General features: G+C 68.1%; 12 protein-coding genes and 1 pseudogene. 6 read left to right on the top strand and 7 right to left on the bottom strand.

What is annotated here, in order from left to right:
- Positions 1-413: 413 nt before the first annotated feature.
- Entirely contained in the window at positions 414-671 is a 258-nt protein-coding gene (locus tag ACFXDJ_RS03930) for a hypothetical protein (protein WP_384648953.1), read from the top strand.
- Positions 672-1,695: 1,024 nt separating this feature from the next.
- Here ACFXDJ_RS03930 and ACFXDJ_RS03925 read toward each other — a convergent pair.
- On the bottom strand, positions 1,696-3,816 hold the full coding sequence (locus ACFXDJ_RS03925; RefSeq protein ID WP_384648955.1) for a SpoIIE family protein phosphatase: 2,121 nt from the start codon (positions 3,814-3,816) through the stop codon (positions 1,696-1,698).
- Positions 3,817-4,165: 349 nt separating this feature from the next.
- On the opposite strand from ACFXDJ_RS03925, the gene ACFXDJ_RS03920 reads away from it, so the two are divergent.
- Entirely contained in the window at positions 4,166-5,005 is an 840-nt protein-coding gene (locus tag ACFXDJ_RS03920; RefSeq protein WP_384648957.1) for a dienelactone hydrolase family protein, read from the top strand.
- Positions 5,006-5,325: 320 nt separating this feature from the next.
- On the opposite strand, the gene ACFXDJ_RS03915 is transcribed toward ACFXDJ_RS03920, so the two are convergent.
- Genes ACFXDJ_RS03915 through ACFXDJ_RS03905 form a run of 3 tightly spaced genes read right to left on the bottom strand, consistent with a single transcriptional unit; the run spans position 5,326 to position 7,722 of the window.
- Positions 5,326-5,862, bottom strand: coding sequence for a hypothetical protein (locus ACFXDJ_RS03915; RefSeq protein ID WP_384648959.1), 537 nt, complete (start codon positions 5,860-5,862; stop codon positions 5,326-5,328).
- Entirely contained in the window at positions 5,859-7,283 is a 1,425-nt protein-coding gene (locus tag ACFXDJ_RS03910) for a hypothetical protein (protein ID WP_384648961.1), read from the bottom strand. The genes ACFXDJ_RS03915 and ACFXDJ_RS03910 overlap by 4 nt, the downstream gene beginning before the upstream one ends.
- Positions 7,284-7,296: 13 nt before the next feature.
- Positions 7,297-7,722, bottom strand: coding sequence for a hypothetical protein (locus ACFXDJ_RS03905; protein WP_384649034.1), 426 nt, complete (start codon positions 7,720-7,722; stop codon positions 7,297-7,299).
- A 105-nt stretch (positions 7,723-7,827) separates the two neighbouring features.
- Here ACFXDJ_RS03905 and ACFXDJ_RS03900 point away from each other — a divergent pair, with 105 nt between their 5' ends.
- Entirely contained in the window at positions 7,828-8,118 is a 291-nt protein-coding gene (locus ACFXDJ_RS03900) for a hypothetical protein (protein WP_384648963.1), read from the top strand.
- A 160-nt stretch (positions 8,119-8,278) separates the two neighbouring features.
- Here ACFXDJ_RS03900 and ACFXDJ_RS03895 read toward each other — a convergent pair whose 3' ends face one another.
- Positions 8,279-8,470, bottom strand: a complete 192-nt coding sequence (locus ACFXDJ_RS03895) for a hypothetical protein (protein WP_384649039.1) — start codon at positions 8,468-8,470, stop codon at positions 8,279-8,281.
- A 362-nt stretch (positions 8,471-8,832) separates the two neighbouring features.
- Between ACFXDJ_RS03895 and ACFXDJ_RS03890 the strand changes: the two genes are divergently transcribed.
- Positions 8,833-9,156 carry a gamma-glutamylcyclotransferase family protein gene (locus tag ACFXDJ_RS03890; RefSeq protein ID WP_384648965.1) on the top strand — a complete coding sequence of 108 codons (324 nt, stop codon included), beginning with the start codon at positions 8,833-8,835 and terminating at the stop codon, positions 9,154-9,156.
- Positions 9,157-9,436: 280 nt separating this feature from the next.
- Complete coding sequence (locus tag ACFXDJ_RS03885) at positions 9,437-9,640, top strand: cold-shock protein (RefSeq protein ID WP_114041062.1); 204 nt, start codon at positions 9,437-9,439, stop codon at positions 9,638-9,640.
- Positions 9,641-9,686: 46 nt separating this feature from the next.
- Here the strand turns inward: ACFXDJ_RS03885 and ACFXDJ_RS03880 are convergent.
- Positions 9,687-9,848, bottom strand: a pseudogene (locus ACFXDJ_RS03880) (molybdopterin dinucleotide binding domain-containing protein); the annotation flags it as partial.
- A 1,355-nt stretch (positions 9,849-11,203) separates the two neighbouring features.
- Here ACFXDJ_RS03880 and ACFXDJ_RS03875 point away from each other — a divergent pair.
- On the top strand, positions 11,204-11,521 hold the full coding sequence (locus ACFXDJ_RS03875) for a hypothetical protein (RefSeq protein ID WP_384648967.1): 318 nt from the start codon (positions 11,204-11,206) through the stop codon (positions 11,519-11,521).
- A 106-nt stretch (positions 11,522-11,627) separates the two neighbouring features.
- On the opposite strand, the gene ACFXDJ_RS03870 is transcribed toward ACFXDJ_RS03875, so the two are convergent.
- Entirely contained in the window at positions 11,628-12,359 is a 732-nt protein-coding gene (locus ACFXDJ_RS03870) for an NAD(P)H-dependent oxidoreductase (protein WP_384648969.1), read from the bottom strand.
- Positions 12,360-12,386 lie beyond the last annotated feature (27 nt).

Below are 12,386 nucleotides of genomic sequence, written 5' to 3'. Positions count from 1 at the left end.
CCAGCGGCCCCGAAATCCTCGCGCATCTTCCGCTTCTGCTTCCGGTCCCGGTCCCGGTGATCCCGTGCCCGGTGTCCTCGCAGACGGCTTCAGACCCGAATCGGTGCCGCTGACGCGTGTGCCCAGCGGGAACTCCCCGCGGGTGGTCTCGAAGCCGACCTGACTGGGCCCGGCGGCCCTCCACTGGTTGCCGGTTACCACGGTCGCCTCCGTGTCGCCGGAATGTCCCCCCGCTCCGGGACCAGCTATAGCCCGGCGACGGACCCGACCCGAACCGACGCGCGGCTCGACCTAATCTGCCTAGTTTTCCGAGTCGGGAATTCGTTCAGGTATGAGGCGAGGCGTTCGAGGGCCCTGTCGTCTGCCCGGAGATCGCTGAGGCATGCCGACTGGCTCGCGGCTTCGTCACTGTCTTGCGCCGCCGCGAAGGGCGGCACCAGCTGGGAGCCTGGCGCGCCCAGGCCGACGAATCCGAGGTCAAGGAGATCCACACCTTCGCCAACGGGTTCTGCAAGGACCTCTCCACCGTCATCGCGGGGCTCACGCTCCCACTGAGCTCCGGCGCCCTCGAAGCCAACGCTGCGCCAGCTGCGGCGGGAGAATGCCCAGCTCAGGACCGGGAAGGAGATCTCAAAAAAGACGCGGCCTTCTTTGCGAAGGAGATGAAGTAGAAGACGTCTGCCGCTTAATCGACGTGGATAAGGCCACCGAGGAAAGCCCGGGCGGCTTCAAGGGGGGCTTCATCGGGGCTGAACGCCGACGAGTTGGTCAACGCAGACCTCAAGCGCACCCTGCCCGTGAGTAGCCCAGCCCGGAACCAGGCCGAGCTGACAGCATAAGCCCGAGGCTTCTTCCGTCGCCGCCAGCGCCAACCCCACGTCATCCGCGGCTACTTCCACGGTCCACAGGTTCGCTATACCCTCGACGAGACCCAATTGACTTTCTGATTAATGGGTGTAGTCGTTCACGCTTCTGTCTCTTTGCTTCTGTGAAACTATGCCCTGGAGGGCTTACTCGCCGAGGTCCGCCGCAACTGAATGTTCGCGGCCGGCCCTTTGTGTAATAAACGTGAAAGGAGACATGTGGACGCGAACGAGCCATGTAGGGACTGTCTGCACGCTAAATCCGGTGAGGGGGAGTCCTTTTGGGCGAGCCTCCTTGACGTGCCTTGGGGGTTGATCACTTTTTTTGTGCTCCTGGCGCTCATTGTGTCTAAAGTGCTTACTGGTCCCGATATCAACTCTCTAGTGACAGCCGCTGGTCTCTTCGGCGTCGGTCATGGCATCCACACAGGAGCGAAGCGCCTGAGCTCCAAGCGCTGATCTCGACGAGCTATCCAGGTCGGGCATACAGAGCCGTGGCCCGGGCGGGTTGGATGTGGCTCAGGGAGCCGTCGATTAATAACTCCTCAGCTTGGTGGGGTGGTTGGGGTCGCAGGATGATTTGGGTGCGACGGAGGGGGCCCGCGCCGGCATGGGCGTCGGGGTCGGCCAGCGTCTCGACCGCGACCGTCGCGATGTCCGCCGCATCGACGAAGGCTTCCGCACGTCGGCGCCGTGGCGTGAGGCCGTACGTGCATTCAGGCCCCGCTCGATGGGTTTCCGTGCCACCAGCGATCCGGTTCGTCCGGTGCCGCCGGGCACGAGTGTCGTCTGCTGCGAATCGTTCGAGTGACCAGCCCATGGTGGGGGCCGGTCAGGTAGATGCGCTCGCGTCGTCGGTGGGCGGGTGGGGGCGTACCTGGGCGATGACGAGGGCGACGTCATCGGCGGCGTCGGGGTGTCGTAGTGCGGCCAGGAGCTGGTCGCAGGTCGCCTCCAGGGAGAGGTGGGGATCGGTGAGGAGGCTGAGGAGGAGGTCGAGGCGGTCGTCCAGGGCCTCGTCGCGGGTTTCGACGAGGCCGTCGGTGTACAGGACCAGCCGGTCGCCGGGGACCAGATCGAGGACGGTGGTCTCGAAGTCGGCGCTACCGAGGCCGCCTGTGCCGAGCGGAACGCCGGCGGGAAGGTCGAGCAGTTCGGGGGGTTGACCTGATCGGATGACGACGGGGGGTGGGTGGCCGGCGAGGGCGACGCGGCAGTGGGAGCGGTGGGGATCCCAGGTGGCGTAGACGCAGGTCGCGATGGTCTGGTCCAGTCCGGCGGTGATGTGGTCGAGGTGGCGCAGGACCCGGGCCGGGTCGAGGCCGAGGTCCGCCAGGGTCCGAGTGGCGGTGCGCAGTTGTCCCATGGTGGCGGCGGCGTGGACACCGTGTCCCATGACGTCGCCGACCACGAGGGCCGTCTTGTCCTTGGGCTGGGGGATCGCGTCGAACCAGTCGCCGCCGATCCCGCTGGCCGCTGCCGCGGGCTGGTAGCGGTAGGCGATCTGGAGGCCTGCGGCCTGGGGTGGGGGGTGCGGCAGAAGGTGGCGCTGAAGAGTCAGGGCGGTGTCGGCGGCGTGCTGGTACCAGCGTGCGTTGTCGATGGCGATGGCGGCGCGGGTGGCCAGCTCGCCGGCCAGCGCGACGTCGTCGTGGTTGAAGGGGAGCGGATTGCGGGTGCGCAGGAGGCCGAGGGCGCCGATGACCTGGCCGCGAGCGGTCAGCGGCACGGCCAGGTAGGAGTGCGCGCCCTCCCGCGCGAGGAGGTCCGCGGCGGCCTCGTCGCGCGCGATGTGCCTCAGGTCCGGGCCGGTGATGTGCGACACCAGGACGGGACGCCCGGTGCTCACGCACCGTGTGACCAGGCGCTCGGCCGGATAGGTGGTGCGTTCTCCCACCGGGTCGGCGGCGCGTACGGCGTCCGTCTCGTAGGCCGCCGCTACCGCCAGGGCCATGAAGAGGGCCTGCCCCGCCCCCGGGCCCGACGCCGTGGTCACGCTGCCTTCCAGGACGGAGTCGAGGACGTCGACCGAGGAGAGGTCGGCCAGGTCGGCCACGACGAGGCCGGCGAGCTCGCGGGCCGTGCGCTCCAGGTCCAGGGTGGTGCCGACGGTGACCGACGCCCGGGCGATGAGGTCCAGGCGACTACGGGCCTCGGCGGCCTCTGTGGCCGCCCGGTAGCTGTCGGTGACGTCCACCACCGATAGAGCAACACCGATCACCCGCCCGCCAGGGTCCTCCAGTCGGTAGTACGAACCCGACCAAGCGTGGTCCTGGTCCGGGTCGGCAGGCGTGCGTCCGATGGCGAACTGGTCCAGCAACGGCACGCCGGTGTCCAGGACCTGGCGCATGGAAGCTTCGATCACGTCGGTGTCCAGGAACGGCAGCGCCTCACGGACGGTACGGCCGAGATGCTTCTCGACGGGCAGGCCGTTGATCCGCTCCAGCGTCGGGTTGACCAGGACGTAGCGCAGGTCGGTGTCCAGCACCGCCAGCCCGAGCGGGGACTGTGCCACCAGCCGCACCGACAGCGCCAGGTCACGCTCCACGCCGCGCAGTACGGCCTCGTCGCAGGCGATCCCCAGGGCGTACACGCCTCCGTGCTCGTCGAGCAGTCGCATGTTGCGGAACTCCACCAGTTTCGTGGAGCCGTCCTTGTGCCGCACGGGGAACACCCCGGCCCATGCGCCTCCACCGGCCATGACCTTGGCGAACAGCTCCAGGACCAGATCGACGTACTCGTCGGCGACCAGAAGTTCGGCCGCGTATCTGCCCAGTGCCTCCTTGGCGGACCAGCCGAACAGATCCTGGGCCTGGGGGCTCCACAACGTGATCCGCCCCTCGGTGTCCAGGACCACCGCGGCCACGCTCAGAACGTCCAGCAGACCGCCGGGCTCGGAGGGAACCACTCCCACTGGGCCGGGCTCCGCCCGGAACGCCTCGGACGCGACCATGGCCGGACCTCCTGCACTCACCGCGGAGGGCCTCGGATCTGTCAGCCCGGTCCCTCGCTCGCTCCGTGCCCGCCCTCCTCTCATCCTCCTCCCTCCCCGCCCGGGCGGCCGAACATTGACACCGCCGCCCCGCCCCGCCCAGCACCGGGTGAGGGGCCAACCCGCCGAGTCCACCCGTGCGGTGCCCGCCGCCTCGGCCGCGGTGGCGACCGTGTTGGCGCCGGGCTTACTGATGTGGGCCTGGGCCTGGTACGCGGCGCCGTGGTCGAGTCGGGCGGGGTATATCGCGAAGGGCTACCTGCAGGTAACTTTCCTTCGTCCAGGAGAGTCGACGGAAGGGAGCAGGCGCGTGCCAGACCACGACCTGACCGGCTTCACGCAGAGCACGTTCACCCATGACGGTGCCACCCGCCGGGTGCTGCATCGGGGCACGGGCCCGGCGGTGATCATCATGGCGGAGGTCCCCGGTATCACCCCCAAGGTCATCGAGTTCGCCGACCGCGTGGCCGAGACCGGTTGCACGGCCGTACTCCCGGTGCTCTTCGGCACACCCGGCCGGGACGCGGATCCCGGCGCCGTGGGCTGGCCGAGGGCCGGCCGCGCCCTGGCGTCGACTCTGTGGGAGGTGTGCGTGAGCCGGGAGTTCACGCTGTTGGCCACGGGGCGGAGTTCGCGCGTCGTACGGTGGCTGCGCGCCCTGGCCGCCGCTGAACACGAGCGCTGCGGCGGCCCCGGAGTCGGCGCCGTCGGCATGTGCCTGACCGGCGGCTTCGCCCTGGCCATGGCCGTGGACGAGCGGATCGTCGCCCCCGTACTGTCCCAGCCGTCGCTGCCGCTCGCCTGCACCCCGCGCCGCGCGGGCTCCATCGACATCAGCGCCGGGGAGCTGGCGGCCGTCCGCGGGCGCTGCGAGCGCGACGGGCTCCAGGTCCTCGGGCTGCGGTTCGCGAGCGATCGGCTGGTACCCAGCGACCGGTTCGCCTACCTGCGCCGCGAACTCGGCGACGCATTCGTAGCCGTCGAGTTGGACGACAGCGCAGCGAATCCCGCGAGCCCCCTTCCGCCGCACTCCGTCCTGACGGAGCACCTCATCGACGAACCCGGACAGCCCACACGGCAGGCGCTCGACACGGTCCTCGACCTGTTTCGCACACGACTGCTCGGGGAGCGGTCCAGCGCGAACGCGTGACCCCGTACAACTGTCGTGCACGACGGAACACCCCCGCGTCGGCGGGGAGGACACGGTGAAGTGTCGGCGGACGTTCACGACCATCATGGCCAGCTGTGAAGGAGACCTGCTGCGCGGATGGATCGCCGATGTCTGCGCCCACCAGCAGTGCGGCCTGGCCTCCTTCGCCGCCGGGATGATCACCGACCTCGACGCCGTCGTCTTCGGCATGAGCACCGAACGGTCCTTCGAGCCCGCCGAAGGCCGCGTCAACGACCTGAAAGCCCTCAAGCGCAGCATGTTCGGCAGAGCGAAACCGCCGCTGCTGCGCAAGCGGCTCCTCAGTCGACGCCGCGCAGGTATACGCGGCTGCTGTTGTCATCGACCCGTGCCACGGCGACTTCCAGAGCGTTCAGGTCGCCCTTGCAAGGTGCGCACACCACGCCTTCGCGGACGCCGGCAAGCGAGTCGGGTTCTGGTAGACCCAGGTGTGAGAAGGACGTCGTCGCCTTTCCCTCCCCCACGAATGGCTGTTCCCGTAGGTGCAGAGGCCGCTCCGGCTTCAGCTGAGTGAGGAAGCCGTCCACCGCGGCGGTGGGCAGGACGAAGGACAACAGCAGACCGTCGTCTTGGAAGCCCTTCTGGTACGCGGCTTTGGCCTCGGTCGCTGTCGAGGGCATTTGCACGTGCAGCGCATTGGCGACGGACTCTACGGTGACCCCGTCCATCCAGTACGGCACCTGCCGTCCTGGTGAGCGGCTCACGTTCTGACCGCCCTGTTCGGCCGTCGCCCCCATGCATCCGGCCATCAGCCCGGCGAGCAGTCCCACGCCGGCGACGAGCAGCGGGTGACGAGTCCGTAGTTGCATCGAGCTCACCGGGCGTCCCCGTTACGGCCGATGTCCGCACGCGTCCCGTCACGGCCCGGGTCCTGAGGGGCGGGCCAGTTGCCGACCGGGCCCAGATCGTGCTGCTGCACCGAACTGCTGCCTCTCATGTCGAACTCCCTCGCAAGCCCCGTGGTGTGCAGGCGGGCCATGTCGGCGTCGGTCACCGTGGTCGGGCCGATGGGGGTGGCCTTGCCCGGGTCCCAGTTGTACCGGTCCCACACGTTCACCTGGTAGTCGATGCCGACCTGCGGTTTGCCGTCCGGTCCCGGCACGGCCGTCACCACACCCGTCGTGTTCGACATCGCACTGCCCACGGCCAGGTACCAGTTGCGGTCCTCATGGGTATTGGGCTGGCCCAGGGATTCCACGGGGATGGCGACGGGTTTGCCACCCGACTTCTCGAAGGCCTCCAGCGCCTGGCGCCGCCACTCGTCCTGCTCTGCGGCACGCGCCTTCGCCGTAACATCTCGCAGCTTCCCGTCGTCGGACAGCATCCGGTCGACATCGAGGTCGAGGGTGGCCCCGGTGCTGCGCAGGTAGTGGTCCATGTGTCTGGCCGCGTCGGTCATGCCGATGAAGTCACCCGAGTTCGATATGCCGTTCGCCTGCAGCTGGATCCAGTAGTCCTCCACACCGGGGGACTCGACGTCGTACCGTCCTGCCCCTTCATCCGCGGACACTCGCTTGACCTGCGGGGACAGTAGACCCGCCGCCAGCAGGTCGCCCTTGTGCTGCGTCCACATCTGCGCCCGTGCCTCGGGACTCAGGGACTGCCACAGCCGCCGCAGCTCCTTCTGCTGCTTCTCGTTGGCGTCTTCCCCCAAGCCTGCGAGTTTCAGGGCCCGGGGAAGCATGTCCTCGTCGAGCGAGGTGTACGTCGCGTGGCCGGCATTGTTCGCGTCACCGCCGTGGCTCGCACGGAGCGCGCGTACGGCGGCTGCGTCCACCTCGGCGGCGTGACTCACGATTCCGGTCAGTGTGTCGGCGTACCCGTGCATGAGATCGCGTTTCTTCTGCCCAGGCCCATTCACCTCACAGATCAGGGCGTCCTCGATCACCACCGCCCCGTCCTTGCCCGCCCTGACGCTGAAACCATCCTCCTTGGCGTCAGCCGTCAGGCTCTTGGCCTGCTCCTGTAGGTTCTTCGGTTCGGAGTGCGCGTCCTCGACGACGCTGAGGATGCTCTGCGCCTCCGCGTGAAGGTCCTCGATCTCCTTCACCGTCTTGCTGACGAACTCCCGGGTCACCCCGGCGTTCACGCCCTCCCACCGGGCCTGGTCCGCCTTTGCCTTCAAGCCGTCGCGGGCCTCGCCGCCGAGCCGCTGCAAATCCCCGGCCGTTCGCTTCCAGTCGGCGACCGCAGTTCCCAGCTTGCCGAGGTCGGCTTCGATGAGTTCGGTGTAGTCCATGCCTGGATGCCCCCTACTTGAAGGACTCGGCAAGGCGCGAAACGGGCACGGCCGAGCCGTCCCGGTTCCGGAGCGCCGTCGCGATCGCGGCATCGTCTTCGGCATGCGCCTTCTGCGAGTAGTCCAGGTGATTCGAAATGTGAGCGCAGGCTTGCAGAACCGCTTTGACCTGCGAGGTCCACACGGACACCATCGTCTCCAGCTCGCCTCCGAGGGCGAAGTTGCTCGCCTTCAATACCGCGGCGGCCTGCATCGTTGAGCCAGAGCCCTCTTGGTTGACCGCCGCCCCGGCGATATCGGCCTGCTTTTGCAACTGGCCGTGCAGTACGAAGGCCTCGTGACCCACGGCGCCGAGATCGTCCTGATGCACGACGAGGTCATTCCACCACGCACCTGCGACAACTTGATCGGCAGGCACGGGAGGGCAGTTGACATTCAGCCAGCACTACGAAGCGCCGACGGCGGGACGGACGGTCGACTGCGGCCCGGAGATGACTCGGATGCCGCCTTGCGCTCGACTACAAGGGTCCAGGCCACCCACGGCATGGACGACAAGGCTTTTCGTCAGCGGCTTGATGAACTGAAGGCGGTGGTCGCCGAGTGTCTGCCGTACTTCCTCAAGGTCAAGCAGACTGCCGAGTTTCGGCAGGACAGCCACTATCTCAGCCCGGCCCGGGAGCGGATCTACGAGCCGATCCGCTCGCACAACGAGGGCCTCAACGGCCGCCTCAAGGGCGCCGAGCTGAACATCGGAGAGCCCCTACACTGCCGGGCGCCCGGGGCCGGTCGCCGCAGAGGGCACGTGCGCGGGAGGTGCGGTCATCCAGGCCTATGACCCCGAGCCGGGGTGGCGCCTACTCAGAAACCCTCAGGTTCTTGGTGCACAGAGCGTGACGGAAACCGAGGTTCCGATGTCCTTGGCGGAGACGCCGTTGGGGTGTCGGGGCGAAGGGCGAGCAGCCCGACTTCGGATCCCGTGCTGGTTTGGTGCTGGTTCAGGTGCCCCGCGTGCGGGAAAACCGCAGGTGGCAGCTCTGGTCGGATGAGTTGTCGTACCACTCGATGGTGGTTCCGATGAGGCTGGCGGCGACGATCCGTCTGATGCCGGACGGGGCCTGCGGTTCGGTGCCGGGGGAGACCATGTGCACCACTTCCAGGGTGTCTTCGGGGACGTCGGGTGTGGCCACAACGTAGGAGTCCGCAGGTCACCGGTATATGTGGCCGGTCATCACATTCAACCCCAGCCAGATGTGTCCGACCACCACCTTCGAGTACGTGGTCTGGTCGTCGTTGGCGATGACCACGTCGACGATGCTCCTCACGAGTCTTATGCTCCAGCTTGGCCGGCGCAGCGCAGGCCTCGCAGACTGGGCCGTCTCGGGTGCGCATCCGGTCCACGAAGAGGCCGCAGCGTGGGGCGGACGCATGCATGCCTGGCTTCGTGGAACGTTGGCAGACCGATCACCGAGTGCACCCGCTGACGGGTTGAAGCCGTACTTCGGTGCAGAAACAGGCTGTGAGGCCCTCGGTGGGTCGGTGCTGTCACCAATTGTTCTCCTACGGCACGCTGCAGACCCCGGAGGTCCAGCTCGCCCAGTTCGGCAGGCTGCTTGAGGGGGAGTCCGACGCGCTGCCCGGGTACCGGATCACCTACATCGAGATCACCGACCCCGATGTGATAGCCGCCAGCGGCACCGACCGGCATCCCCTGCTCGTTGCCTCCGCCGAACGGGCCGACGCCGTTGACGGCACCGTCTTCGCGCTCACCGATGAGGAACTCGCTGCGGCGGACGCCTACGAGGTCGACGACTACGCCAGGACCCAGGTCGTCCTGCGCTCCGGCATGAAGGCACGGGTCTACCTCGGCGCGTAGACGGGTCGGAGTCCCGACGGCGAGTCCGTTTCGGCCGTCTGGGTCGGCGTCTTCGTCCGATAGCTGACCTGCGCCTCATTCTCCTTCCATCCAGCGTTCTCGTAGTGCGAGCAGGACTGTGCGTGTAGCGTCAGCAGCAGCTGTCATGGTTCCGAAGTACCGGTCGCCCGTGAGTGCAGGTTTCACGGGCGATTCTGCTGTTCACAGTCTCTGAGGGCCAGGGCGATCACCTCCGGCTCCCGCATGGTGCGGGACCGGTTTCGAGTCCCTTGGAGGACACATGGCCACCGGAACCGTGAAGTGGTTCAACTCGGAAAAGGGCTTCGGCTTCATCGAGCAGGAGGGTGGCGGCCCGGACGTTTTCGCCCACTACTCGAACATCGCCGCCCAGGGCTTCCGTGAGCTGCAGGAAGGCCAGAAGGTGAACTTCGACGTCACCCAGGGCCAGAAGGGCCCCCAGGCGGAGAACATCACCCCCGCTTAAGTCGTCCCTCCTCATGGCGGACGCCGCGGTATCAGCGGCGCTGCTGTAGGAAAGCCCGGCCAGCCTCGTTTGCTGGCCGGGCTCTTGTGTTGGTGGAGACCTCGATGCGATCGCCGTCCTCGGCTCCCACGGCGGCGGCGTCGTCCGGATGGAGTCCGACGAACGGGCCCGGGTTCAGTTCGTTGAGCTTGGCGACCTTGCCGGTCCGGCAGGTGCGGGCGGGCTAACCGGGCTGCGGGCGTCGCCCTCCGGGGACGCGGCCGGCAACTGGACGGGGGTCCGCCCGAAAAGCGGTGGAGTCGTGCTCCCGTGGGCCGATATCGTGCTCGTGCCCGCAGTCGCCTCCGGCAAGGACGTGCCGTTGTACACCAAGTGAGACACCCCGAGCGCTGAACCGTCGCGCGTCGCACCTGTGTGCCGCGCTCCTTTTCGCTGCGGTCTTCTCACTGGAACCGGTGTACCTCCATGTCCAAAACCTGGGTGGCTCTGCCCACCTGCTTGCCGATCGTTCTCCGCCGTTGCCACGGGTACGGGGACACCACCGAATTCGATGCCCCCAGCCGCGTAGCCGGGCTGCTCCGGGTCCCGGTCCTACGGCGTCGAGACCTGGCTGCCTCGGGTCGAGGCGACAGGCCGGCCTGGCAGTCGCCGTACGGTCCGCCGTCCCGTCGGGCGCACCGCGGCCGGTGGGCCCCTGTGCCGGGGGTGGCCAATCCTCGGTCCGCCCTGCCACGCGAGTACCTGTGCGGCCGGTGCGACTGATCGCCGATGGTTTCGCCTGTGCGCGAGCCCGGGCCGACAGGCCGCTCACAGAGAGGCACCTCGTGGCGACGGTCGACCTGAACGGCTAGGTCCCGAGCGGCTTCACCTGAGCGCTCAAGCACTGAGTCCTCCCAACCCGGGGCTTGGCCGGCGGAACCCGATCCGCCGGCCAGGTCTCAAGTTGTCCCGATCCGACGATGCCGCCCTGCTGTCCCGCTTGCCGACGCGATGACGGCGCGCGCCTCTCCGCGAGCGGGAGTCTGCCAGCATCCGCTGCTCACCCACGTCGGAGACGCGGAGGCCGACCGGTTCGTAGGCATCACCAGATCGGGGCCCCTTCCGGGCGTGGGAACTGGTGCGGCAACCACTGCAATGTCCGAGGCCCGGCGTGTTGACTGCTGCTGGCTCTCTGTTGGTCCAGTGCACCGCATGGGTTCCCTCCCGCCGGCGTATGCGGGTGAGGGCCGCGGGAGCGCGAGGGCGTGCGCCTTCGCCGGAAGCGCGGAAGGAAGAGGAGCGGCACGATGGCGGTACCCGACCGGATGGACGAGCCTCTGCGGGCCTTGAGGCTGGTGGAGGAACAGCGGATGGCTCAGGCCGTGCTCGCAGAGGTGATCGAGAGCGGTCTGATCGTGCCCGGTAGCACGGAGTGCGAGGTGGACGACCGGATCTGGGACGTGGCGGGGGAGGTTTTCGGTACGGCCGTGGGTTGGACTGACCGTCTGGTCCGCTCGGGGCCGAACACCGTGCTTCCGTGGCGACGACCCGGACCGGCGCCGGCTCGGCGAAGACCTGGCGAAAGTGGGCGCGGCAGCCCGCGAGACATTTCTCGGGCAGGACGGCATCACCGGCAGACAGCTGCACGCCGAGTTGCGGGCCTTGGCCGGCAAGGCGGGTTGGAGCCTGGGAACGTGGCAGGCGGGCCGTTTGTGCGGGCAGGCCCCGGCTGTGGGCGGATCCGATCCAGAGCCCTGTTCCTTCATCGGTCCGGACAACGACGAGCCGCTCCGTCGCACCGCCGCAGGAGGGTGGCGGGCTCACTGGATCCTGGAGATACGCCTGGTCGACGACTACAGCGGGTTCGGAGGTGTGTTCAAGCAGCTCCTCGACCTGGTGTGACTGCGAGTGGCGTTGCCCGATGACCGCTCGGCTGGGCGACCGGGTACGCCCGAGGGCAACGCCGCGTGAGCGAGGTGGCTCATCGGTAGACCCCGCGTGACCAGGGCTACTCCGAACGGATCTCCGTGACGATCGTGTAGAGCTCGATGATGACGCCCCCGCTGGTGCGGGCGATGTCCATGCCGCTCACCCTCGGCGGTTGGCCGTCGGCCGGGCCGTACTCGAATCCGAGGTGGCCGATGTCGTCGAGCCCCGACGCGCTGCCTGCGGGCCGGAAGACCCAGTCCGGATGCTCGGCGAGCAACTCTGTGGCGCGGCGTACGAGCTCCCTGCGCCCGTGGTTGATGCGGTCCGGTTCGTGCCACACCACGTCGTCGGCGTAGTTCTCGGCGATGACCGCGGCCCGACGATCGGCGTCGGGTTCGTTGAACACCTCCAGGAGGTTGACTCGCATCAGATCGGCGGCGGATCTGGTCATGGTGACTCCGTGGTCGCGGCGGCCGGGGCCGTCCGTAGCGGGGCGAGGGCCGAGGTCCAGGCGATGACCTGGTCGAGCATGGTGTTCAGCGCATGGAGGTGGTGGTCGCCGGGTGTGAAGACGCTGAAGTTCTCGAATTCGGTGTGCAGGGAGAGCGTGACTTGCCGGGCGTACGTCGGCCATCTGGAGTTCGGCGGCTACCAGGCGCAGGTGCTCGGCGGAGCGTACGCCGCCGGCGGCTCCGTAGGAGACCAGGCCGAGGGCCTTGTTGTTCCACTCGGCGTAGAGGTAGTCCAGGGCGTTCTTCAGGATGCCGGGGACGCCGTGGTTGTACTCGGGGGTGACGCCGATGCTGGGCATGGTCGGCCTGCCTCTTCGTGGTGCCTT

The sequence above is a fragment of the Streptomyces sp. NPDC059443 genome (assembly GCF_042750105.1).
In the GTDB taxonomy this organism is placed as follows: Bacteria; Actinomycetota; Actinomycetes; order Streptomycetales; family Streptomycetaceae; genus Streptomyces.
Note: the sequence above shows the minus strand (reverse complement) of the source record. Positions and strands in the feature narration are given on the sequence as shown.